We start from the raw sequence: 24,015 nt of genomic DNA, 5'->3' as shown, positions 1-24,015 counted from the left end.
GTCCTAAACCTCAAGCGTCATGCGGACGCTCTGGATGCATATAAGGCGATTGCTGCCGCGTTCGAGACGTTGAGCGAGCCGAATTGACCGCCAGCGTCGATCCGCACCAGCGCATCCACCGTTTCCTTAGTTTTCTCGCGCAGCCCTGGCCCTTCGGCGCCCAACACCAGCGCTACAGGCCGGTCGCGCTTGCCCTCGACCGCCGCCTCAATTGTTTGGGTCGCCTCACCATCCAGCCCCAAGACGATATATCCCATGTCCTGCAGGGCCTTGATCGCATCTGCCAGATTGCGGACGCGGATGTAGGGTTGGCGTTCAAGGGCGCCGCTGGCGGTTTTGGCCAAGGCCCCGGTTTCAGGGGCGGAATGATGCCGGGTTCCCACCACGGCGGACGCCCCCAAGACCTCAGCAGACCGCAGGATTGCCCCTACGTTATGGGGATCGGTTACCCGGTCGAGCATCACGACCCGGGGCGATACCGGGCCGATGCAGACATCCTCCAGACGCCCCCAGTCCAGCGGTTTGACCTCCATCGCGGCCCCCTGATGCACCGATCCGGGATCAAGCGGGGCCGCGAACCTGCGCGAATCGACAACCTCCGGCGTCACGCCGGCGCTCTCGATGGCCTCCGCGAGCTTGTTCTGCGCGTTCAGCGTCACCACCAGCCGCAATTTCTCCCGCGCGGGATTCATCAGCGCATCACGCACCGCATGCAGGCCAAAAAGCCAGACCGTCTCGCGGCCTTGCGCCTTTTTATCCTGCTCTTTCTGCACAACCCACTTGGGTTTTTTCATCGGATCGGTCCTGTTCATTCCAGCGCCAAAAAGGTTCTGATTTCGCCTTGACGCCTCTGGGCACCGCTTGTAATCACGCCTTCACCGCAGGTGCAATGCATCAGCGGCGTGGGCGACAGGCCGCAAGGTGTGGCAGGGGACTGTAACTCCCTCGCGGAGACGCACGCCTGGTTCGATTCCAGGGTCGCCCACCATTCACGACATCTCATCCAACCTCCTGCGCGCAAATCGCTTTAGTCGTGCCCGACTTGGCCCTATAGTTGGGGCATAATACCTTTAACGAACAGGCTGATATGGCCGCAACGGCTGAGAATTTCACACCAGATTTCAACGTGGTGGTCGTCGCCCAAGAGGGTCGGTTGACCTATGAGGCGTTGCTTTTCGCGGCTTCTCTGCGCCGCTCCAGCCCGGACTTTAAGGGCCGCCTGCTGATCGCAGAACCGCAGCCCGGTCCCTTGTGGCCGAAGGACCCCCGCATTTCAGATCAGGGTGTGCTGGAGATGCTGGAGATGCTTGAGGCAGAGATCATTCCCTTCGAGTCTCGCCATTTTGGGGTCAAGTATCCGTACGGCAACAAGATCGAAATGCTCAGGGAGCTGCCCGAAGGCACGCCCTTTGTCTTTTTTGACACTGACACGCTGATTACCGGGGATTTGAGCTCCGTGCCTTTCGACTTTGACCGCCCCTCCGCCTCGCTCAAACGGGAAGGCACATGGCCGAAACCGGAACTCTACGGGCCAGGATACAGCGATTTGTGGGGGTCGCTTTACGACAAGTTCGGGTTGGACTTCGAAAGCTCGCTTGATCGGAACCAACCGGATGAATACTGGCGGCGCTATCTCTACTTCAATGCAGGCTACTTCTTCTACAGCTGCCCGCGCCGCTTTGGTGCGCTCTTCGAAGACTATGCCGTAGCCATCCGGGACGACCCGCCAAAAGAACTATGTGCGCAGGAAATGACCCCCTGGCTGGATCAGATCGCGCTGCCGCTCGTCATTCACGCCTTGGGGGGCGGGCGTGACATGCTGCCGGAGGGGCTGCTCGATGGCTCCGTCAGCTGCCACTACCGCATGTTCCCGCTGCTCTATGCCCGTGAAAGTGACACGGTGATCGAGGTGCTCGAAGAGGTCGCGGCCCCCAACAAGATCAAGAAACTGCTCAAGGCGCACGCGCCGATCAAGCGAAATGTCTACCAGGGACGCGGGACAAAGGTGCGCGCGCTTTTCGATCAGGACAACCTGCCGCGCCGCGAGGCCGCCATCCGCAACCGGATCAAATCGGCGGGCTTCTGGATGCGCTGAGGCACATGCCTTGCAGGCTGGCACTCTTGTATGCCTGCCCCCCATCGCCTAACGATACCGTTAACGAAGTCCTCAGGAGGAACCCCATGACAGACGGCCCCGACTACGGTTTTGACACCCTGCAAATTCATGCAGGCGCCCGTCCCGACCCCGCGACCGGTGCGCGCCAGACCCCGATTTACCAGACAACGGCCTATGTGTTCCGGGATGCGGACCACGCCGCCGCCCTCTTCAACCTGCAGGAAGTGGGGTTCATCTATTCCCGCCTGACCAACCCCACCGTCGCCGTGCTGCAGGAACGGATTGCAACGCTTGAGGGCGGTGTCGGGGCGGCCTGCTGTTCGTCGGGGCATGCAGCGCAGATCATGGCGCTCTTCCCTCTGATGGGGCCGGGCAAGAACATTGTGGCCTCCACGCGCCTTTACGGCGGCACGGTCACGCAGTTCAGCCACACCATCAAACGGTTTGGCTGGGAGTGCACCTTCGTCGATTTCGACGATCTCGATGCCGTGAAGGCCGCGATCAACGATGACACGCGCGCAGTCTTCTGCGAGTCCATCGCCAACCCCGGCGGCTACATCACAGACCTCGATGCGATCTCGAAAATCTCCGATGCGGCGGGCATTCCGCTGATCGTCGACAATACCTCGGCCACGCCCTATCTCTGCCGCCCGATCGAGCATGGCGCGACGCTGGTGGTGCATTCAACCACCAAATACCTGACCGGCAACGGCACCGTCACCGGGGGGTGCGTGGTGGACAGTGGCAAGTTCGACTGGTCGGCGAATGACAAATTCCCCTCGCTCAGCCAGCCCGAACCTGCCTACCACGGGCTGAAGTTCCACGAGACTTTCGGACCCCTGGCCTTCACTTTCCACTCCATCGCCATAGGGCTGCGCGATCTGGGCATGACCATGAACCCGCAAGCCGCACACTACACGCTGATGGGTACCGAAACGCTGAGCCTGCGCATGGAGCGGCATGTGGAAAACGCCGAGACCGTGGCCGGTTGGCTCGAAAAAGACCCGCGCGTTGACTATGTTACCTATGCCGGGCTCAAGTCGTCGCCTTACAATGATCGGGTCAAGAAAATCTGCCCCAAGGGCGCTGGCGGATTGTTCACCTTTGCGATCAAGGGCGGCTACGAGGCTTGCGTGAAATTCGTGAATGCGCTGGAAATCTTCAGCCACGTGGCGAACCTCGGCGATACCCGCAGTCTGGTGATCCACTCGGCATCGACCACTCACCGGCAGCTCACGGCAGAGCAGCAAGAAGCCGCAGGTGCCGGGCCCAGCGTCGTGAGGATTTCCATCGGAACCGAGAATGCCGAAGACCTGATTGCCGATCTCGATCAGGCGTTGTCGAAAGCCGCAAGCTGACCTCCGCCACGTAAAAAGGGCGCCTCAGCGGCGCCCTTTCGATTTGGTGCGCGACCGGATCACTCCACAATCGCAAATACGACGTTCACTTGTGACGCAACCGACACTTCGCCCTGCGCAATCGGCACATCCGCAGCCGAGCGCGACATCGGCATGTTCATCATCTCGGGCCGGGCACCGCCAACATATTCGCTGATGCTCTGGATCGGGCCAAGGGTCACCCCCGCAGCCTCAGCCAGCTGTCGCGCGCGATCTATCGCATCCGCCACCGCCGCAGCGCGTGCAGCATCCTGAGCGGGTTTCGGCTCCTGCAAGCCGAAGGAAAGACCGTTGAAGGAATTGGCGCCATCCGTGATCACGAGATCCAGCACGCGCCCGAGCGCATCAAGGTCCCGCACCCGGACCATCAACATGTTGGTGGCTGAAAAGCCGGTGATCCGCCGACTGTTCAAGGTGTAGTCCGACCAGACCGGCTGGAGCGAGAGCTGATCTGTCTGTATGTCCCGCGCAGCGAGACCCGCCTTTTCGAGCCGACTGAGCACAGCGGCGACCCCTTCGCCGGTGGCGGACATGGCCGCCGCGGCCTCTTTGGCCTGATGGGTGACGCCAAGACGAACGGTTGCCATATCCGGTACGGTCTCAACAGTGCCGACGCCAGTGACCGTGATGATCCGGTCTTCGTCCGCCATTGCGACCCCTGTGGTGAGGATCACCAGTAGCATCGCCTTCAAAACATGTCTCATTGTTAATCTCCTGATTGCAGCGGCATCTGATACGGCCCTTACGGTTTGAACAAGTGGTAAACTTGGCGTTTACTTTTCCTCGGCAAAGACCCGCTATATGTTCTGCCAATACATGATCGATCTGTGCAAGAACCATGATGACTGGTAAACCCGCGCTATGAAACCAAACTTCGCACTTTCCCTGTCGTTCGACAGCATCCGTCTGCTACATCGCTCGGGGGACGGGTGGCGCGTGATCGGCGAGGTTTCGCCGGAAGCCGAGGAGCTGGGCGCAAAGCTTACCGTGCTGCGCAAAACGGCCACCGCGATGGCTCCGGATGGGCTGCGGTGCAAACTGGTTATCCCCAACGAGCAGCTGCGCTATCTCAGGCTGGCGACCCCCGGGCTCGACCTCGCGGATCGGCGCGATGCGGCACGCGATGCCCTGGCGGGGGCGACGCCCTATGCGCTTGATGACCTGGCTTTTGACGTAGCGGTGGACGGCGATTCCACGGATGTCGCTGCAGTGGCCCTTGAGACCCTGCAGGAAGCAGAGGACTTCGCGGTAGAGCACCGGTTCCATCCGGTAAGCTTCGTCGCGATGCCAGAACCGCAGAGCTACGCGGGAGAACCCTATTTCGGACCAACCCGCGCCGCGCGGGAATTGCTTGACCCCGGCCAGACCGTGGAGCCGGATGGCGTTGCCATTGTTATTGTTGGCGATATGGAAACACCGAAAGGCCCCGTGGCAAAGGAACTGCCCGGTATGCCGCCGGTGGCCGAGCCTGTTGTCAAACCCAAGACTGAAGCCCTAACGTTTAAATCGGCCAGACAGGCGGAAGCGGAACGGGCAGACAACCTGCAGGATGCCTTGCAAAGCCTACGCGCCTCGGAGCCTCAGGTGGCCGATGTCACGGCGCCTGATCTGCCCCCACGGGATATTGAGACTGAGATCGCGCCATTTTCCAGCCGCCGCACACCCTCGGACCCGATATCTCCACCCCATGACACGGCACCCGCCTCGGCAGCCTTTGGTTTTGCAGAATCCGCAAAGCCCTACACCCCAAGACCAGACGCCCCCAAGGCCAGATCGGTCCGTGTGCCCCTGCCAGCTGCGGCACCCGTGGCAACGAAACCCGCAAACGAAGCCGAACGCTATACCGTTTTCGGCGCACGTGAAGCGCAGGAAGTGACGCCGCAAAGGCGGGTGTTGCCCCTGGGGCTTGCGGCGGTTTTGGTTCTGGCTGTTGTGGGTATCGGGACCTGGTCGTTCGGGAGCCTGCAGGACCGCATGGCCGGGTGGCGCAATGACGCGGCACCCGAGATCACGGCTGTAGAGGTCGCCCCGCCAATCCAGCCGTCCACATCCCTGTCAAATCCGAACACAAGCGATGCAACGGAACTTTCCCTGCTGGACCCAGATCTCACAGATGAGGATGCGGCGGTTTTGGATGCTCTGCGCACGCCCCTTGCCAATGACACAGCGCCTGAACAATCGCCCGACGATTTTCGGGCAAGCTATGCCGTGACCGGTATCTGGCCGCAGGCTCCCGATGTGCCAACGCCGCCACCTCTTGTGGACATCGAAGACCTATACGTGACCAGTATAGATCCGATTGAGCCCGCCTTCGATGCCGTGGCATTGCCGCCCGCCACCTCATTTTCGCAGGACGTTGCTCCTGATGCTCCAACCTCGCCTGCCGCAGCCGGTACGACCTTCGCATTGGACAATCGTGGTCTTGTGGTGCCGACGGCGCAGGGCACGCTGAACCCCGATGGCGTAAAAATCTTTGCGGGCGCGCCTCCTACACGTCCGGCGAGCTTCCCATCGCGTGCGGCTGCGGCGACCGAATTGGCCCCGGTCCAAACGGCACTCGCTGCGTTCCGGCCACAAACACGCCCCGGTGATCTGGTCGAAACCACAGAGCGGGCGACCCTCGACGGGCTCACCCGCTCGGAGCTTGCTGAATTGCGCCCCCCCGCTCGGCCTGCACCAGCGCTTGTGCCGGCCAATGCAGCCACGGCTAGCCTTGTTCCGCTGGGTGACGGTGCCGCCCCCCTATCGGAACAGGGGTCAGATCGTGTTGTCGCCAGCAGCGAAGAGCTGGCTCTCGCCGCGTCGTTGCGGCCGGACGCCCGCCCCAACAACTTCGGACAGATCGTCGCGAGAGCGCAACGAACCGCGGCTTCAGCCGCCGCCGTTGGCGCGGCCAGCATCGCGCCACGCGCGGTTGCGCCGAGCATCCCCTCAAGTGCATCCGTGACGCGGGAGGCAACGATCCGCAATGCGATCAACCTGCGTAAAGTGAACCTGATCGGCGTCTATGGCACACCGTCAGACCGCCGTGCACTGGTGCGGCTTTCCAACGGCAGGTACAAGAAAGTTCAGGTTGGCGACCGTATCGATGGCGGCCGGATTTCCGCCATTGGCGAAGGCGAGTTGCGCTATCAGAAACGGGGGCGCAACCTCGTCCTCAAGATGCCCAAAGGGTAGCGCTGCCGCCGGTTATACGCAGGTACCTGAGCGCCAGCAGGTAGGGTGGGCTTCAGGCCACCCCTACTCCGCTGCCAGTTCTCCGCTGTCGATCTGCTCTTGCTCGATACTCTCGAACAGCGCCTTGAAGTTCCCCTCGCCAAACCCATCATCGCCCTTGCGTTGAATGAACTCGAAGAAAATCGGGCCGATGACCGTCTTTGAAAAAATCTGCAGCAGGATCTTTGTCTCTCCGCCGTCCACGACCCCTTCGCCATCGATCAGGATGCCGTGTTTCTTCATCCTCTCCACGGGTTCATCATGGCCGACCACACGGTCATGGCTGAGCGTGTAATATGTCTCCGGCGGACCGGGCATGAACTTAAGCCCGCGCGCCGCGATCTCGTCCGTGCTGTCATAGATGTCGCTTGAGCCCACAGCGATATGCTGGATACCCTCGCCCTTGTACTTCTTCAGATAGGACACGATCTGCCCGGTCTCGCCCCGATCCTCGTTGATCGGGATACGGATACGCCCGCAGGGCGAGGTCAACGCCCGGCTGAGCAGCCCGGTAAACTTGCCCTCAATGTCGAAGAACCGGATTTCGCGAAAGTTGAACAGATCGCCGTAGAACTTGAACCATTTGTCCATGTTCCCCTTGTGCACATTATGGGTCAGGTGATCGAGATAGTAGAACCCAACACCCGCAGGCTTCGACTGGGCAATCCAGTCATACTCTTCGTTGTAGGGGCTCGTGTCATAGTATTGATCCACGAAATACAGCAGCGACCCGCCAATCCCGACGATGGTTGGCACATCCAGCACTTTGCCCGCCCCCTCATAGGGCTCCGCCCCCTTCGACACCGCATGGTCGAACGCTGCCTGGGCATCTGCGACACGCCAGCCCATAGACGGCGCACAGGGTCCGTGTGCCTCGACGAACTGCGCCCCGAAACTATCGGCTTCAGCGTTCAGCACATAGGTGATATCGCCCTGCTGCCACAATTCGATATTTTTGGTCTTGTGATTGGCCACATGCGCATAGCCCATACGCGCAAAAAGATCGCGCAGCTCTTGCGGATCGGGATGGGCAAACTCCACGAACTCGAACCCATCCGTCCCGGCGGGGTTCTCCTCGGTGATCGTGGATTTCGGTGCGTCATGCGGAAAAGGGCCCATGGTGATCTCCAGTCAGCAAAGCGAGTCGCGCCCGATGCGCGAATTTTGAGCAGAGTACCGCCTTTCACGCGCATTTTCCGCGCAATCTCCATGTCGGGCATCGACTACGGCGCGGAATTTCCGCATGATAGGCGCAACACGTGCGAAAGACCCGCATCATGCTTGACGACACCGACACCCGCCTCTTGCAAGCGCTGCAACGCAACGCCCATCTGACGGCGCAGCAATTGGGCGAGATGTTGAATCTCTCCTCCAGCCAGGCAGGCCGCCGCCGCCAGCGGCTGGAAGCCGACGGCTACATTCGCGCCTATGTCGCCCGGCTCGATCCCGCGCATCTGGGACTGCACGTTCAGGGCTTTGTGCAAGTGCATCTGGGCACGCACGGACCGGATCACTCCAAGAGCTTTGCGCGCCTCGTCAACACCCGTTCGGAGATTACGAGCGCATGGACAATGACCGGCGATGCGGATTATCTTTTGCGGGTTTACTGCGCTGATTTACCGGCCCTGAATGCGCTGATCCATGACGTGCTGCTGCCGCATCCGGCTGTGGCGCGGGTGCATAGTCAGATCGTGATGGACCAGCTGAAATCCGATGGGCCCCTGCCCACCTGACCCCCGATGAGGAGACGTCACCCACATGGATAGCTTCCTGTTCCAGGCCTCGATCTACCTGGCCGCCGCCGTCATTGCGGTGCCTTTCGCCTCGCGCCTGGGGCTGGGGTCGGTGCTGGGCTACTTGGCCGCGGGGATCATCATCGGCCCGCTTCTGGGACTGGTCGGGTCTGAAACAGAGGATTTGCAGCATTTCGCCGAATTCGGCGTGGTGATGATGCTCTTCCTGATCGGGTTGGAACTCGAACCGCGTGCCCTCTGGGACATGCGGCACAGGCTCATCGGATTGGGCGGGTTGCAAATCACGATCAGCGCGCTTGCGCTCATGGGGATCGCCATGGCTTACAATCAGCCATGGGGTGTTGCACTTGCCATTGGTCTGGCGTTGTCGCTGAGTTCCACCGCGATCGTTCTGCAAACCCTTTCCGAAAAAGGCCTGATGCAGACAAGTGGCGGGAGATCTGTCTTTTCTGTTCTGTTGACGCAGGACATTGCCGTTATTCCCATCCTCGCCTTTCTGCCGCTGCTCGTCGCCACAGTGCCGGCGCAGATTGCCACCGATGGCTCGATCCAGCGCAGCGGCGAGGAGGCCCATGACAAGGCGCATCACAGCCTGTCTCTGGTCGAAGGCTTGCCCGGCTGGGGCGTGACGCTGGTGACCATCGCGGCCATCGCGGCGGTCATCTTTGCGGGCATCTTCCTGACGCGCCCTGTTTTCCGATACATCCATTCTGCGCGCCTGCGCGAAATGTACACTGCACTCGCGCTGCTGATTGTCGTGGGTATTTCGTTTCTGATGACGCTGGTAGGCCTCTCACCAGCTTTGGGCGCGTTTCTGGCGGGTGTGGTGCTGGCCAGCTCTGAATTCCGCCATGAGCTCGAGACTGACCTTGAGCCGTTCAAGGGCCTGCTTCTGGGGCTCTTTTTCATCACCGTCGGCGCGGGCATCAACTTCACGCTGCTCTTTGACAATGTGCTCAATATCGTCGGGATGGCCTTGCTGGTCATCCTGATCAAAGGGCTGATCCTGTTCTTCCTAGGCCGCGCTTTCAAACTCAAGGGCAAGGATCACTGGCTCTTTACCCTCGCGCTGGCCCAAGCAGGGGAGTTTGGCTTTGTCCTTGTGTCTTTTTCCGTCGTGCAGGGGGTCATTCCACGCGGCGTGGCGGAAACGCTGCTGCTCGTCATCTCGATTTCGATGCTGATCACGCCCCTGCTCTTCATCATCTATGATCTGCTCTCAAAACGCGCCCCTGAGACGAGTGAACAACATCCAGACGACGAGATTGACATCGAGGGGCCGGTCATCATCGCAGGCATTGGCCGTTTCGGTCAGATCGTGAACCGGCTGGTGCAGGCAAATGGTTTCAACACCGTCGTGCTTGATCATGACATGGAAACCATCGCCGTGATGCGACGTTTCGGGTTCAAGGGGTTTCTGGGCGATCCGACCCGCCCCGATATCCTGCGCGCGGCCGGTCTGGAGTCCGCCCGCGTGCTGGTCGTCGCGTTGGATGATTCCGAGGCGGCAATCAAACTGGTGCAATATGCCCGCAAGCTGCGGCCCGGGTTACACATCGTCGCCCGTGCCCGCGACCGGACCCACGTTTACAGACTCTACCAGGCCGGTGCGGATGACATCGTGCGCGAGCTTTTCGACAGCTCCCTACGCGCCGGGCGCTATGTGCTGGAGAACATGGGGCTCAGCGAATACGAGGCCTCGGAGGCGGAGCGGATTTTCTACCATCACGACCGCCACTCCGTACAGGAGTTGGCACAGCTCTGGGATCCGGAGGTTCCGGCCAGCCAGAACCCCGCCTATCTCGCCCGTGCCAAGGAGTTGCAAAAGGAACTCGAGACCGCCTTCCTGAGCCGGGATTCTGAAAAAAAGCAAGCTTGATCCAGTTTTCGCAGCGCTCAAGGGTCAGGCGTCGGTGACACCGGCCTCTGCAAAAGTGGCCATGCCGCTCAGGCAGGCAACGGCGCCCTTCAACACACCGATGGAGAGGGCGGCGCCCGAGGCTTCTCCCAAGCGCAGACCAAGCGACAAAAGGGGCTCTTTGCCCAGGGCGTCCAGCATCTTTTGATGCGCGCCCTCGGCACTGAGATGGCTGGCAACGCAATGATCCAGCGATCCGGCCACGGTCTTTTCCAGACAGGCGGCGGCGGCGCAGCAAATGAATCCGTCCAGCAGGACCGGGATGCGTAGACTCCGCGCCCGCGCAATGGCACCTACCATGGCAGCGACCTCGCGCCCGCCCAAACGGCGCAGGGTCTCCAGACCATCGCCCTGACTGCCGTGCAGCGCGACACCCTCAGCCACCACACGGGTCTTGATCTCCAAGCCCGCATCATCCACGCCCGTGCCGCGCCCGGTCCAGTCGGACGCAGTGCCGCCAAAAAGAGCCGCCGCCAGCGCCGCTGCAGAAGTGGTATTGCCGATGCCCATCTCGCCGGTCACCAGCACGTCTGCGCCTTCATCCACCGCTGTCCAGCCTGTCTGCAGAGCTTCGACCAGGTCCGCCTCGCTCATCGCGGCGGTTTGGGTGAAATCCGCGGTCGGCCTGTCGAGCGCGAGCGCGTGCACGTCCAACTGCGCGCCAAAGGTCTTGGCCAACTGGTTGATCGCCGCACCGCCATGCTGGAAGTTCAGCACCATCTGCGCGGTCACTTCCGGCGGGAAGGCCGACACCCCCTGCGCCGCAACCCCGTGGTTGCCAGCAAAGACAATGACCTGCGGTTTCTCGACCACCGGACGCGCAGTGCCGCGCCAGCCCGCATACCAAATCGCAAGATCTTCCAAACGTCCCAGCGCGGCGGGCGGTTTGGTCAACTGACCGTTTCGCGCAGTGGCGGCGGCAAAGGCTGCGGCATCGCTGCCCGGCTGTGCGGCCAGAAGGGACCGGAAACCGGCCATGTCCGAAAAAGCTGCTGTCATGGGGTCCCTCGGTTGCAACATCCTGCGCACCTGATTACCCAATGAACACGTCCCCACAAGCCTCGAACGACACGGCACCGTATGAAAACCGACAAAATCCCTTTCTGGCTGACCGATCTTCTGCTCGCAGGGTCTTTGCTGACCCGCCTGCCCCTGCCGCATGTGCCGCCCTCCGCATTCGAGCGCGCGGCGCATGCCTGCTGGGCCTATCCGGTTGTGGGGGCGGTGATCGGGGGACTTGCCGGGATTGCAGCCAGCATTTTCCTGGCGATGGGGTTGCCGGCCGTTTTTGCGGCAGGCGGTCTGCTGGCCGTTCTGATGCTGTTGACCGGTGCCATGCATGAGGATGGGCTTGGCGACACGGCAGACGGTTTCTGGGGCGGCTTCGATCGGGCGCGGCGGCTCGAGATCATGAAGGACAGCCAAACCGGCACCTATGGCATCCTGGCCCTGCTGATCGTGACCGGGCTCAGGTGGTCCGCCTATGCAACCCTTCTGCCCCTAGGCCTCTGGTCGGCGGTTGCGGCCGCGGCCCTCTCGCGCGCGATGATGCCCTGCATGATGGCCGCCCTGCCTCATGCACGGGAGGCTGGCCTGTCGCAGAGCGTGGGGCGTCCGGATGCGCCGACGGCGGTTCTGGGATTGGGCATAGCACTCTTGCTGGCCGGGCTAAGCGTCGGAAGCGCGGCCATTGGCGGCCTGCTGGTTGCGCTGGCCATCGCCGGCGCGTTGGGCTGGCTTGCACATCAGAAGATTAGCGGACAGACCGGCGACGTCCTTGGCGCGACGCAGCAACTGGCCGAGGTTGGCATTCTGGCAGTCTTCGTGCTGCTGCTACCATAGAAAAACCGCGCGCCCGGCGGACACGCGGTTTTTTCAAGAGCAATGTTGGGATCAGGCCGCGACGCGGCTTTCCAATACGTCGCCCACCTGTTTGGCAGCGGCCAACTCATCGCCACCGCTCACAGCGGCCACTTCGCGGGTCAGACGCTCCAGTGCGGCCTCATAAAGCTGACGCTCCGAATAGCTCTGCTCGCGCTGATCATCGGTGCGGTGCAGATCGCGCACCACTTCGGCAATCGCAATCAGGTCGCCGGAATTGATCTTCTGCTCGTATTCCTGCGCCCGGCGCGACCACATGGCCCGCTTGACCTTGGCTTTCCCCTTCAGCGTCTTCATCGCATGGGTGATCACATCCGGCGAGCTCAGCGCCCGCATCCCGATTTCCGTCGCCTTATGCGTCGGCACCCGCAGCGTCATCTTGTCCTTCTCGAAGGAGATCACAAAGAGCTCCAGCGAGATCCCGGCCACTTCCTGTTCCTCGATCGACAGAATTTGACCCACGCCATGCGCGGGGTAGACGACGAATTCGTTCGGGCGGAAATCAAGTTTCTTCGATTTGGTCATTCAGTGTTCCTTAGAAAACGGCAGCGGCCCCGCAGAGTTTCGACAGTCAAAAACACACCGAGCGTTGACCGTGAGGCCGCGCGTCCGAGTGTGTGCCGATCGATTTTCCAGTGCCAGCCACCAATCAGGTCGCAAGGCGATGAGCATATCCGTTATTGCTTTGTGAAAGTAATATAACACAAAAACGGACCGCAAAAAAGCGGACCCTGCGTCAATTCAAGGAAAACACCGCGAAACGAAGAGATTAAGGCCTAAATATTTACGCGAATCGCTTCGAATCAGCGCGAAATTTGCCTTACCCACCCTCGCCGGGCTTCTCGGAAAAGTACTTTTCGAGCTTCCCTGTCTCACCATCGCGCTCTTCCGCATCCGGCAGCGGGTCTTTCTTGGTGATGATGACCGGCCACATCTCAGAATACTTGCGGTTGAATTCGACCCATTTCTCCGTGTCCGGCTCGGTATCCGGGCGGATCGCATCCGCGGGGCACTCAGGCTCGCAGACTCCACAATCAATGCATTCATCGGGGTGAATGACCAGCATATTCTCACCTTCGTAAAAGCAATCCACCGGACACACTTCGACGCAGTCGGTGTATTTGCAGGCAATGCAGCTGTCGTTCACGATATAGGTCATCGGACCCTCTTTTCCCCAGTCTCTGAAGGGTAGCTAAATGAGCCAACCCGATCATTCAAGGGAGCGCGCCTTAGAAAGATCAAGGATGCGACGATCCCGCTTTGTCGGGCGACCTTTTCCCTCAAACCCGGGGTTTTCCGGGGCGGTTTCCTTTGATCTGGGCTCCGGCGGGGACAAATCGATATAAAGCGTCTGTGCTTCGGGGGCCGGACCGCGTCGCACGCCGATAGCCAGGATGCGGATCACCCGAACGTGATCGCCCTGGGCAAAGGTCAGCACATCCTCGGGCCCGACCATCTGGCTGCGTTTTTCGGTGCGCACGCCGTTGACGCGCACATCCCCTGCCGCCACCCGCGTGGCCGCCAGCGAGCGGGTTTTGAAGAACCGCGCATGCCAGAGCCATTTGTCGAGGCGGAGTTTTTCAGCCAATCACTTGGTGTCCTTCAGCCCCATGAGGGCAGCGGCAAAGGGGTTGTCCGGGTCGATCTTCTTTTCCGGCTTGGGCGGTCTGGCCGAGAACTTCTGCGCGCCCTTATCCTTTTCGCCACGCGGTCCCCCGCGTTTGCCCTTGCCGCCCGGTTTCCCTTTGCCTTTGCCCTGTGGACGCTCCCCACCCTGTCGTCGGTTGGGCGCACCGGCGTTGCGCGGCGGGCGGCCCCACGTGAAGGTGTAGAAGGTCTCAAGCTCCGGACCCGCCTCCTCTGCATCGGGCGCTTCCCCGATGGGCGTTTCTTCCGCTGGGGTCACCGGTACGGGCGTTTCGCTGTCAGGTGTCTCCGGCGTTGGAACCGCAGGAGCCTCGGCAGCCTCCGCCTGATCCATGACCGGTGTGTCGCCCTCCGCTGGTACGGGCTCGCTTGGTGTCACCACGGCATCGACCGGTTTCACCTTGGTCCGCTCGCCTTTGTCGGCCTTGTATCCAAGACCCTGCATGAGATCGGCAAACTGCTCCAATGTCATCCCGGTAATCGACAGCATATCGGCGTTGGCCTCAAAACCCGCGCGCGAGTTTTCACCGCGCAGCATATCGGCCAGCCGCTCCAGCATGTCGATGCGGATCGCGCGTTCCCCTGCGATGCGGTAGCCGGACATCGTGTCGGCACCGGCCGGGGCCGTCTTGTCCGCCGGAATGGTCACCAGACCAGGCGGCGGGGCTTCAGGGAAATCCTGCACGCCCTGCATCAAGGACCACAGCACCAACCGCAAGCGCGTCGGCGCGGGTTTCAGGAGAAGCGGCATAAAGATCGTGAACTGACCAAAACGGATGCCGTGCTTGCGCAATGCACCGCGCGCATCCTGATCCAGCGCCTTTACATCTTCGGCTACAGAGGCGCGTGGCAGCACACCCAGGGCCTCCACCATCTGGAAGGCGAACCCGCGCGCCAGACCGGTAAGTTCCTCATCCCGGCTGAGGTTCAACAGCGGCTCGAACAGGGCTGCAATCTTGCGGTCAATGAAATGCTGCAACCGGCGCTGCACTTTTTGCGCAACCTCCGGGCCCGCAACATCATCCACAAACACCTCGACCTGCGGCTTCAGCGCATCGGCACCGGCCACCAGTTTGCCGACCGCGTCCTTGCCCCAGACAAGACCGCCTTGCTCGGTGAAATCGATCTCCGTGTCGGGCGCATTGTAGAACCGATCCGCGCGCAGATGGAACTGCGGCCCAAGCGCCTGCAGCGCCGCCGATTTGATCGTCTTCGCCTCGGCGCCACCGGCACCCTTGTCCTGTGAAAAGCGGAAACCTTCCAACCGCCCTACAAACTCACCTTCGACGGTTACTTCGCCGGTATTCGATACTTCTGCCACCATGGCTTCCTTCTGGCCGAGCCGGCGCAAGAGCACGGATGTGCGCCGGTCTACAAATCTTTGCGTCAGACGCTCGTGCAGCGCGTCCGACAATCGGTCTTCTACAGAACGCGTTTGCTCCCGCCAATGACTTTCATCAATCGTCCAGCCTTTGCGCTGCGCGACATATGTCCACGTGCGGATAAACGCCAATCTCTTGGATAACGCATCAATGTCGCCATCGGTTCGATCAATTCTGTTGATGCGCTGCGCCAGCCAGTCGTCGGGCAAGGTGCCACGCTCATGCAAATGGTTGAAAATCGCCTCCAGAAGGCTTGTGTGCTCGGCGTGGCTGATGCCGCGAAAATCGGGAATGCGGCACACGTCCCACAACAGCCTGACGGAGGGCCCATCGGTGCACCGCGCCGCCACTTCGGCGTCCTGTGCCAGCACCTTGAGGGCGCCCAAATCGTCCGCTTCACGGGCTTTGACCAGCACCTCGTCATTCGGTGGGGCTTCAAGGCTGGCGATCAGACTGTCGATGGTGCCGAATCGCAACGCGTGATTGCGCCAGTTGAGCTTTTTCAGCGGCGTGAACCGATGCGATGTGATTGCCTCAGCCACGCCTTCGTCCAGCGGGGAAGCATCGCCCGTGACCCCGAAGGTACCGTTTTTCATACCCCGCCCGGCACGCCCGGCGATCTGGGCCAGCTCGTTCGGGGCCAGGGGCCGCATCCGCCGCCCGTCGAATTTCGACAGAGCCGAAAACGCCACGTGATCCACGTCAAGGTTCAGCCCCATGCCGATGGCGTCGGTCGCCACCAGATAATCCACCTCGCCGTTCTGGTACATGTCGACCTGCGCGTTGCGCGTACGCGGGCTGAGCGCACCCATGACCACCGCCGCACCGCCCTTCTGGCGGCGAATGAGTTCGGCGATGGCATATACATTCTCAACCGAAAACCCGACGATGGCGCTGCGCGGCTTCATCCGGCTTATCTTTTTCGGACCAACATAGGTCAATTCGGACATGCGCTCGCGCTGAACGAATTGCGCCTGCGGCACCAACGCGCGGATCGGGCCGCGCATGGTGTCGGCGCCCAGAAACAGCGTCTCGTGCAACCCTCGCGCGCGCAGCAACCGGTCGGTGAACACATGGCCACGCTCAGGGTCGGCGCAGAGCTGGATTTCATCGACGGCCAGAAAGTCACAGCCGATGCCATCGGGCATCGCCTCAACCGTGCAGATCCAATACTGCGTGCGCGGCGGCACGATCCGCTCCTCGCCTGTCACCAGGGCAACTACGGAAGGGCCCCGCGCGGCAACCACCCGGTCGTAAACTTCGCGCGCCAAAAGCCGCAACGGCAGACCGATCACCCCTGTGCGGTGGCCCAGCATCCGTTCGATGGCATAGGTGGTCTTGCCTGTGTTGGTCGGGCCCAAAACGGCCACGACCCGCGTGTCACCTGTCACGGCGCTGTCCTTCGTTTGTTGCTGCTCAGAGGGTCCGACCGATGCCGCGCCGCTTGAGCTGCTCCATCGCCGTTTTCGCGTTCTCATGGTTGGGATGCAAGGCCAGAACACGTTCGAAGGCCGCGGCGGCCCGGTCATGGTCGCCGAACTCCTGCAACATCACGCCAAGCCCGAAGATCGCATTGTAATTGTTGGGATTTAACGCCAGCGCCCGTTCCAGATCATCCAGCGCCGGACCATAGAGCCCGGCCTGATAGAAGGCGGTCGCGCGCGCATGCCAGCCTTCGGCAAAATCCGGCGCATGATCGGTCAGCGCCGTCAGGTGATCGATGGCTTTGTCCGTCTCCTCCTGCTCCAGCGCGTCCCGACCACGTTTTAGCAAAAGGTCCATCGACGCGGACCCCGACCTGTCCCAGATCAGGGACAATTCACGGTCCAACCGCGGCGCCTCTGATTCGGGCGCCTCACGCAACTGTTGCAATAAAGCCTCTTCGCTTTGCTGAGCTTGCGCTGGCGCGACAAAAACGAGCGCGATGACAAATGCCGTAACGACACGTTTGAGGAAATAGAGTTTCATGGCCATAACACATTTGAATGTAACAGGCATGCAGGGCAATTCCAGTGCCCAAAGATGCCGTGAACCCAAAAGGGCGTGAAGATGAGCGATATTGTGAATGAGGCCGTGGTGGCGCTGAACGAAAAACTGGCAGGATCGGACTTTGGCGGCACGGCCAAATTCGACATTGCGGGCGAAGGCTGCGTTATGATGGACAGCTCCGGCGCGCGCGCGGGCGACGAGGCCGCCGACGTGACACTGAGCGCGGATGCCGACACGTTCAAATCCATTCTGGACGGGGACACGAACCCCACAAGCGCCTTCATGACCGGCAAGCTCAGCGTGGACGGCGATATGGGTATGGCCATGCAACTCGCCTCTGCGCTGGCCTGATGAGCCTTAGCCCCGCCCCTTTTCTCAGCGACATCGCTTTTGGAGAGAAAGGCGGGGCTGCGCATTGGGCGCAGACGTCTGACGATCTGCGTGTCCGGATCGGCCAATGGTCGAAATCGGAGGCAAAAGGCACAGTACTGATCTTTCCCGGACGCACCGAATTCATTGAAAAGTACGATGGTTGTGCGGCCGCACTGGCTCGGCGTGGTTTTGCCAGCATGGCCATCGACTGGAGGGGCCAGGGTCTGGCAGACCGACTGCTCGACAATCCGTTGATGGGCCATGTCGAGCATTTCAGCGACTACCAGAAAGACGTAAATGCCTTGGTCCGGGCGGCGCGGACGCTGGAGATGCCGCGTCCATTTTTCCTGCTGGCCCACTCCATGGGCGGGGCCATCGGCCTGCGCGCCGCGATGGAGGGATTGTCGGTGCAGGCCACGGCCTTCACTGGCCCGATGTGGGGCATTCGCATTGCGCCGCATTTGCGACCGGTGGCTTGGACGCTCAGCCATGTGATGCCGCGCGTCGGACAGGGCCACCGCCTGCCCCCAGGTACTACGATCGAACACCATGTTCTGACCGACGGGTTCCAGGACAACCTGCTCACGCGTGACCCGGAGCAGTTCGAAATGATGCGAAAGCAACTCGAAGCGCACCCCGAACTGGCTCTGGGCGGGCCCAGCTTCGTCTGGCTGCGCGAGGCCTTGCTAGAAACGCGGCATCTGTCCAGCCGCCCGTCGCCCAACTTGCCCTGTGTCACCTTTCTGGGCACCAACGAACGCATTGTCGATATCAGCGCCGTACACCGCCGTATGGATGCGTGGAAACGCGGCACACTCGAACTGGTGCCGGACGGCGAGCATGAGGTGCTGATGGAAAGCGCGGCAGTGGCTGATCCGCTCTTTGATCGCATGGCTGAGCTTTTTCTCAGCGGCGGCCACGGCTAGGGTCTGGGCAAAAGCTGCCAGCCGTCTAGATTGGCTGACATGAGTTCTTACCCCGCCCTCACATTTACAGACCATGGCATCTACTGCGCGGCCGGTGATTTCTATATCGATCCCTGGCGTCCGGTGGAGCGTGCCCTGATCACCCATGGTCACGCGGATCACGCCCGCAGTGGCCACCAAAGCTACCTTGCGACCAACGCAGCCTTGCCTGTGATGCGGCACCGTCTGGGGGAGATCACCGCGCAGGGCGTGCCCTATGGCGACGTGGTTACCATTGGCGATGCGCAGGTTTCTTTCCACCCCGCGGGACATGTGCCCGGCTCTGCGCAAATCCGGGTAGAGGTGGCCGGGGAAATCTGGGTGGCCTCGGGGGATTACAAGACCGAAGACGATGGGCTGTCAGAGCCGTTCGAGCCGCAGCGCTGCCACCACTTCATCACGGAATCGACGTTCGGGTTACCGGTCTTTCGCTGGCAACCTCAGGCGCAGATCGCGCGCGAGATCAACGACTGGTGGGCGGCCTGCGCAGCGGCGGGCAAGACCGCGTTTCTGGGAGCCTACGCCCTGGGCAAGGCACAGCGATTGTTGACGATGCTGAATGCGGATATCGGCCCGATCCTGACCCATGGCGCCGTGGAAGCCACAAACAAGGTACTGCGGGCGCAGGGGATTGACCTGCCGGAAACTGTACACGCGACGGCTGAGATCGACCCCAAGGCCTATCCGGGGGCCCTGGTACTGGCGCCGCCCTCGGCACTGGGCAGCGCCTGGGCCCGGAAATTCGGCGCGCAGGAAAACGCTTTTGCCAGCGGCTGGATGCAGTTGCGCGGGGTCCGGCGCAGGCGTGCAGGCGACCGGGGTTTTGTAATTTCCGACCATGCCGACTGGCAGGGCCTGCTCGACACGATCAGGGAAACCGGCGCGGAAAACATATATGTGACGCATGGCTATACGGATATCTTCACGCGATATCTGGTGGAAAACGGCTGGAACGCTCAGGTGGTGCCCACCGAGTTCGAAGGGGAGACGCTGGACACGGAGGGTAAGGAATGAAGCACTTCGCCGCCCTCTTCAACGCCATCGATCATAGCACCAAAACCACCGTGAAAGTTTCTGCTCTGGCGGATTACTTTGCCGAGGCGCCCGATATGGACCGGATGTGGACCATGGCGCTGTTCTCCGGGCGCAGACCGAAACGCGCGGTGACCACCACCAAGCTGCGCGAATGGGCGGCGGAAGAGGCGCGCATTCCGCTCTGGCTCTTTGAGGAAAGCTACCCGATTGTCGGCGATCTGGCCGAAACCATCGCCCTGGTGCTGCCCCCGAATGAAACGTCTTCGGATGAAAGCCTGTCGCATTGGATCAACGCCTTGCGCGCGCTGGCCAGTGTCGAGGAAGAGGACCGGAAGGCCGCGGTTCTTCAGGCCTGGGCGCAGCTTGGCGGGACGGAACGCTTTGTCTTCAACAAGCTGATCACCGGCGGGTTTCGCATGGGGGTCAGCCAGAAACTGATGACCCGTGCGCTGTCCCGCGCCACCGACAAATCGGAGGCGGAACTGGCGCACCGCCTGATGGGCAACTGGCACCCCGACGACACCACATGGGAGGCGCTGATTGAGGCCGAAGATGCCTCTGCCGATGCGTCGCGCCCCTACCCTTTCTATCTTGCCTATGCGCTGGAAGACGGCCCCGACGCCCTTGGCGCTCCCGAAGACTGGCGCGCAGAGTGGAAATGGGACGGCATTCGCGGCCAGCTGATCCTGCGGGACGGGCAGCATTTTGTCTGGTCGCGGGGCGAGGAGTTGATGACCGACCGGTTTCCGGAACTGGCGCGTGCGGTGGATTTCCTGCCCTCAGGCACGGTGCTCGACGGGGAACTGCTGGTCTGGCATCCACAGACCGAAAGCCCTGCGAGCTTTAACGCGCTTCAGCGCAGGATTGGGCGCAAGACGGTGCCGAAAAAGCTGCTGGCCGAAGCGCCCGTCGTTCTGCACGCCTATGACCTGCTCGAATGGGAAGGGGCCGACATGCGCGAGACCCCCTTTGCCGAGCGCCGCGCCGTGCTGGAACGTGCCTGCGCCGATCTGCCCGCCGAAGCGCCGGTGCGGCTCTCTCCCCAGCTTGATTTCGACAGTTGGGAGGACCTCGCGGAGGTCCGATCCGTCGCACGTGACGAAAACGCCGAAGGGCTTATGCTCAAACGTGCCGACAGCCCCTATCTGGTCGGGCGCAAGAAGGGCGACTGGTGGAAGTGGAAGCTCGACCCGCTGACCATCGACGCGGTGATGATCTATGCCCAGGCGGGCCACGGGCGGCGCGCCAATCTCTTCACCGATTTCACTTTCGCCGTCTGGAACGGCAATGATCTGGTGCCCTTCACCAAGGCCTATTCCGGGCTCACAGACGCGGAGTTTCGCGAGATCACCAAATGGGTGCGCAAGAACACGCTGCAGCGCTTTGGCCCGGTGCGGCAGGTGACGCCACACCATGTGTTCGAGATCGCCTTTGAAGGCATTCAGGCCAGCCCGCGCCACAAATCTGGCGTTGCCCTGCGGTTTCCGCGTATGTCGCGCTGGCGGCAGGACAAACCGCTGCAGGAAGCCAACACGCTGGACGATTTGAACGACATGCTGAGGATTTATGGATAAGCCGGACGCCCTTCTGCCACCGCCCCCACACGCCCCCCGAAAACGCGCGCCCGACGGGGCCTGCGACGCGCATGTGCATCTGGTCGCCGGGCGAGAAGAGTACCCCCTGTGGGATGGGCGCGTCGAAAACCCCGCGCCGGGCCCTGATCTGGACGGCTGGCTTGAGATGTTCCGCACCCAACTGGAAACATTAGGCTTTTCGCGCGGGGTGATTGTGCATTCCATCCTCTACGGCACGGACAACAGCGTCACCGTCGAAGCCGTGAAACGCATGGGTCCGGGTTTCAAGGGCGTCGGGCTGCTTGCCGATGGTGCCTCAGACCAGCAGATGGATGCTTTTGTGGCGTGGAACATGGCCGCCGTGCGGCTCAACTATGTGCACGGCGGTGTCCTGAGCTGGGGTGGTGCCAAAACAATGGCCCCGGCCTTGGCGGAACGCGGCCTGCACATCCAGATGCTCTGCCACGCGGATCAGCATATGGCGGAGATTGCCGACGATGTGCGCGCCCTGAAGACCGATGTCGTCTTTGATCATATCGGCTGGCCCAAGGATGCGCCTACGCCAGACTCCGTTGGTTTTCAGGCGCTCTGCCGCCTGCTGGCCGACGGGAAGGCCTGGGTGAAGCTTTCGGCGCTTTATCGCATGTGCCCGGCCCCTTATGTGCAGGCGGACCCGTTGGTTGCAGCATTAATCGCCGCCAACCCGGAACGTTGCCTCTGGGGGTCGGACTGGCCGCATCTGATGCTGGCGGATGCGCAGATGCCGCAGGCCGCGGACCTTCTGAACGCATTCGACCGCGTTGTGCCCGATGAACAGACCCGGCAGCGCGTCCTCGTGGACAACCCGGCGCGTCTTTTTGGGTTCGACACTGCATGAAGGCAGCGGCCCTGCTTGTCCCGCCGCCCTGCCCGAAATAGGTATAGCGAAACACTGATGAGGTCCTTGATGTTTCAACTCCCCTTTCCCCTGCGTGACGCGAATGCTGCCGGTTCCGGTGCCCCTTTGGGCGATTTGCCCGAGTGGAATCTCGATGACCTCTACACCGGGGAAGACGCAACCGAACTTAAGCGTGATCTGGACTGGCTGGAACAGGCCTGCGCGAGCTTTGCATCCGACTACGAAGGCAAGCTTGGTGAACTGGATGCCCCGGGATTTCTGGACTGCGTGCTGCGGAACGAAAAGATCAACCAGATCGCCGGGCGCATCATGTCCTTTGCCGGTCTGCGCTATTACCAGCTGACCACCGATGCGGGCCGGGCCAAGTTCATGTCCGACCTGCAGGAGAAGATCACCAACTTCACCACGCCGCTGGTGTTTTTCACGCTGGAGATCAACCGCCTGCCGGATGATCACTTGGAGGGTCTTTATGCCCAGAACGCCGATCTGGCGCGCTACAAACCGGTCTTTGACCGCATCCGGGCGATGAAGCCTTATCAACTTAGCGACGAGTTGGAAAAGTTCCTGCACGATCTTGGCGTGGTCGGCGATGCCTGGGAGCGGCTTTTTGATGAGACCATCGCGGGTCTGGAATTCGAGGTAGAGGGCGAGACGCTCAACATCGAAGGCACGCTGAACCTGCTGACCGATCCGGAACGGGGCAAGCGGGAGGCGGCGGCGCAGGTGCTTGCCGAGGTATTTTCCGACAACATCAAGACCTTCGCGCGGGTGCACAACACCCAAGCCAAGGAAAAGGAAATCATAGATCGCTGGCGCGGGATGGAAACAGCACAGCTGGGCCGTCATCTCAGCAATCAGGTGGAGCCCGAAGTGGTCGAAGCGCTGCGCAACGCCGTGGTCGACGCCTACCCCAAGCTCAGCCACCGGTATTACGAACTCAAGCGCAAGTGGCTGGGCCTCGACAAGATGCAGGTCTGGGACCGCAATGCACCGCTGCCGATGGAAGACACGCGCATCGTGAACTGGGACGAGGCCGAGCAAACGGTGATGACCGCCTACACCGCCTTTGATCCCCGCATGGGCGAGATCGCGGAGCCGTTTTTCCGCAAAGGCTGGATCGACGCGGGCGTGAAACCGGGCAAGGCACCGGGGGCCTTTGCGCATCCGACGGTGACCAACGTGCACCCGTATGTGATGCTGAACTATCTGGGAAAACCGCGTGATGTCATGACTTTGGCGCATGAGCTGGGCCACGGCGTGCATCAGGTGCTGGCGGCAGAACAGGGCGAAATGCTATCCTCCACCCCGCTGACACTGGCCGAAACCGCCAGTGTCTTTGGCGAAATGCTCACCTTCCGCAAAATGCTCGACGGGGCCGAAACGCAAGCCCAACGCAAGGTGCTGCTGGCGGGCAAGGTTGAGGACATGATCAACACGGTGGTGCGGCAGATCGCGTTCTACGATTTCGAATGCAAACTGCATGCCGCGCGGCGTGGCGGTGAGCTGACCCCCGATGACATCAACGCGCTCTGGATGTCGGTGCAGGCGGAAAGCCTTGGGCCTGCCTTCGAGTTCATGGAGGGGTATGAGACCTTCTGGGCCTACATCCCTCACTTTGTGCATTCGCCCTTCTACGTCTACGCCTATGCCTTTGGTGACGGGCTGGTGAATGCGCTTTATGCCGTTTACGCAGAAGGCGACGAAGGATTCGAAGACAAATATTTCGACATGCTGAAGGCAGGCGGATCAAAGCATCACAAGGAGCTTCTGGCCCCCTTTGGGCTCGATGCGTCGGACCCGGCCTTCTGGGACAAGGGGCTCAGCATGATCTCGGGCTTCATCGACGAATTGGAGGCGATGGAGGACTGATC

Annotated in this window: 21 protein-coding genes and 1 tRNA gene; 13 read left to right on the top strand and 9 right to left on the bottom strand. The window is 61.5% G+C overall.

The window, feature by feature from the left end:
* Window positions 1-17: 17 nt before the first annotated feature.
* On the bottom strand, window positions 18-794 hold the full coding sequence (gene rlmB / locus Q1A07_RS14815) for a 23S rRNA (guanosine(2251)-2'-O)-methyltransferase RlmB (protein WP_299782653.1): 777 nt from the start codon (window positions 792-794) through the stop codon (window positions 18-20).
* Window positions 795-904: 110 nt separating this feature from the next.
* Here rlmB and Q1A07_RS14810 point away from each other — a divergent pair.
* The 3 genes from Q1A07_RS14810 (at window position 905) to Q1A07_RS14800 (ending at window position 3,474) form a co-directional block, all read left to right on the top strand.
* Window positions 905-988, top strand: a tRNA-Tyr gene (locus Q1A07_RS14810).
* Between the two features lie 99 nt (window positions 989-1,087).
* Window positions 1,088-2,095 carry a hypothetical protein gene (locus tag Q1A07_RS14805; RefSeq protein ID WP_299782651.1) on the top strand — a complete coding sequence of 336 codons (1,008 nt, stop codon included), beginning with the start codon at window positions 1,088-1,090 and terminating at the stop codon, window positions 2,093-2,095.
* An 86-nt stretch (window positions 2,096-2,181) separates the two neighbouring features.
* Complete coding sequence (locus Q1A07_RS14800) at window positions 2,182-3,474, top strand: O-acetylhomoserine aminocarboxypropyltransferase/cysteine synthase family protein (RefSeq protein ID WP_299782650.1); 1,293 nt, start codon at window positions 2,182-2,184, stop codon at window positions 3,472-3,474.
* Window positions 3,475-3,533: 59 nt separating this feature from the next.
* Here the strand turns inward: Q1A07_RS14800 and Q1A07_RS14795 are convergent, their stop codons facing one another.
* The gene (locus Q1A07_RS14795) at window positions 3,534-4,217 is read right to left on the bottom strand and encodes an SIMPL domain-containing protein (protein ID WP_299782648.1); all 684 of its coding nucleotides are present in this window, start codon (window positions 4,215-4,217) and stop codon (window positions 3,534-3,536) included.
* 157 nt (window positions 4,218-4,374) lie between these two features.
* Between Q1A07_RS14795 and Q1A07_RS14790 the strand changes: the two genes are divergently transcribed.
* Entirely contained in the window at window positions 4,375-6,690 is a 2,316-nt protein-coding gene (locus Q1A07_RS14790; protein WP_299782646.1) for a hypothetical protein, read from the top strand.
* Window positions 6,691-6,753: 63 nt separating this feature from the next.
* Here Q1A07_RS14790 and hppD read toward each other — a convergent pair whose 3' ends face one another.
* Window positions 6,754-7,848 (bottom strand): 4-hydroxyphenylpyruvate dioxygenase, encoded by a 1,095-nt coding sequence (gene hppD / locus Q1A07_RS14785; protein ID WP_299782644.1) that lies wholly within the window; start codon window positions 7,846-7,848, stop codon window positions 6,754-6,756.
* Window positions 7,849-8,006: 158 nt separating this feature from the next.
* Here hppD and Q1A07_RS14780 point away from each other — a divergent pair, with 158 nt between their 5' ends.
* Entirely contained in the window at window positions 8,007-8,462 is a 456-nt protein-coding gene (locus Q1A07_RS14780) for an Lrp/AsnC family transcriptional regulator (protein ID WP_299782642.1), read from the top strand.
* A gap of 25 nt (window positions 8,463-8,487) precedes the next feature.
* Window positions 8,488-10,362 carry a monovalent cation:proton antiporter-2 (CPA2) family protein gene (locus tag Q1A07_RS14775; protein ID WP_299782640.1) on the top strand — a complete coding sequence of 625 codons (1,875 nt, stop codon included), beginning with the start codon at window positions 8,488-8,490 and terminating at the stop codon, window positions 10,360-10,362.
* 24 nt (window positions 10,363-10,386) lie between these two features.
* On the opposite strand, the gene cobT is transcribed toward Q1A07_RS14775, so the two are convergent.
* Window positions 10,387-11,400 (bottom strand): nicotinate-nucleotide--dimethylbenzimidazole phosphoribosyltransferase, encoded by a 1,014-nt coding sequence (gene cobT / locus Q1A07_RS14770; RefSeq protein ID WP_299782638.1) that lies wholly within the window; start codon window positions 11,398-11,400, stop codon window positions 10,387-10,389.
* Window positions 11,401-11,481: 81 nt separating this feature from the next.
* Here cobT and cobS point away from each other — a divergent pair, with 81 nt between their 5' ends.
* Window positions 11,482-12,243, top strand: a complete 762-nt coding sequence (gene cobS, locus Q1A07_RS14765) for an adenosylcobinamide-GDP ribazoletransferase (RefSeq protein ID WP_299782636.1) — start codon at window positions 11,482-11,484, stop codon at window positions 12,241-12,243.
* 51 nt (window positions 12,244-12,294) lie between these two features.
* On the opposite strand, the gene Q1A07_RS14760 is transcribed toward cobS, so the two are convergent.
* From Q1A07_RS14760 to Q1A07_RS14740, 5 genes are all read right to left on the bottom strand, one after another.
* Complete coding sequence (locus tag Q1A07_RS14760) at window positions 12,295-12,807, bottom strand: CarD family transcriptional regulator (protein WP_195820682.1); 513 nt, start codon at window positions 12,805-12,807, stop codon at window positions 12,295-12,297.
* Between the two features lie 295 nt (window positions 12,808-13,102).
* A complete protein-coding gene (gene fdxA, locus Q1A07_RS14755) occupies window positions 13,103-13,441 on the bottom strand; it encodes a ferredoxin FdxA (RefSeq protein WP_195820683.1) in 339 nt (112 codons plus the stop codon).
* 51 nt (window positions 13,442-13,492) lie between these two features.
* Window positions 13,493-13,870: an RNA-binding S4 domain-containing protein gene (locus Q1A07_RS14750; RefSeq protein WP_299782628.1), complete on the bottom strand. Its 378-nt coding sequence runs from the start codon at window positions 13,868-13,870 to the stop codon at window positions 13,493-13,495.
* Window positions 13,871-16,702 (bottom strand): helicase-related protein, encoded by a 2,832-nt coding sequence (locus Q1A07_RS14745; RefSeq protein ID WP_299782626.1) that lies wholly within the window; start codon window positions 16,700-16,702, stop codon window positions 13,871-13,873.
* 25 nt (window positions 16,703-16,727) lie between these two features.
* Window positions 16,728-17,285: a tetratricopeptide repeat protein gene (locus tag Q1A07_RS14740; protein ID WP_299782624.1), complete on the bottom strand. Its 558-nt coding sequence runs from the start codon at window positions 17,283-17,285 to the stop codon at window positions 16,728-16,730.
* 75 nt (window positions 17,286-17,360) lie between these two features.
* On the opposite strand from Q1A07_RS14740, the gene Q1A07_RS14735 reads away from it, so the two are divergent.
* The 6 genes from Q1A07_RS14735 to Q1A07_RS14710 all read left to right on the top strand — a co-directional run bounded on the left by Q1A07_RS14735 (window position 17,361) and on the right by Q1A07_RS14710 (window position 24,013).
* A complete protein-coding gene (locus tag Q1A07_RS14735) occupies window positions 17,361-17,651 on the top strand; it encodes an SCP2 sterol-binding domain-containing protein (RefSeq protein ID WP_299782622.1) in 291 nt (96 codons plus the stop codon).
* Window positions 17,651-18,598: an alpha/beta hydrolase gene (locus Q1A07_RS14730; RefSeq protein WP_299782620.1), complete on the top strand. Its 948-nt coding sequence runs from the start codon at window positions 17,651-17,653 to the stop codon at window positions 18,596-18,598. Before Q1A07_RS14735 ends, Q1A07_RS14730 begins: the two co-directional genes overlap by 1 nt.
* A gap of 39 nt (window positions 18,599-18,637) precedes the next feature.
* Entirely contained in the window at window positions 18,638-19,651 is a 1,014-nt protein-coding gene (locus tag Q1A07_RS14725) for a ligase-associated DNA damage response exonuclease (protein WP_299782619.1), read from the top strand.
* Window positions 19,648-21,246, top strand: a complete 1,599-nt coding sequence (locus Q1A07_RS14720) for an ATP-dependent DNA ligase (RefSeq protein WP_299782617.1) — start codon at window positions 19,648-19,650, stop codon at window positions 21,244-21,246. Before Q1A07_RS14725 ends, Q1A07_RS14720 begins: the two co-directional genes overlap by 4 nt.
* Window positions 21,239-22,123, top strand: a complete 885-nt coding sequence (locus Q1A07_RS14715) for an amidohydrolase family protein (RefSeq protein WP_299782615.1) — start codon at window positions 21,239-21,241, stop codon at window positions 22,121-22,123. The genes Q1A07_RS14720 and Q1A07_RS14715 overlap by 8 nt, the downstream gene beginning before the upstream one ends.
* Before the next feature lie 69 nt (window positions 22,124-22,192).
* Window positions 22,193-24,013 carry a M3 family oligoendopeptidase gene (locus Q1A07_RS14710; protein ID WP_299782613.1) on the top strand — a complete coding sequence of 607 codons (1,821 nt, stop codon included), beginning with the start codon at window positions 22,193-22,195 and terminating at the stop codon, window positions 24,011-24,013.
* The last annotated feature ends 2 nt before the right edge of the window (window positions 24,014-24,015 follow it).

This window comes from uncultured Roseobacter sp., from assembly GCF_947492555.1.
Lineage (GTDB): Bacteria > Pseudomonadota > Alphaproteobacteria > Rhodobacterales > Rhodobacteraceae > Roseobacter.
The sequence above is the reverse complement of the archived record's forward strand: the minus strand, read 5'-3'. Positions and strand labels throughout refer to the sequence as shown.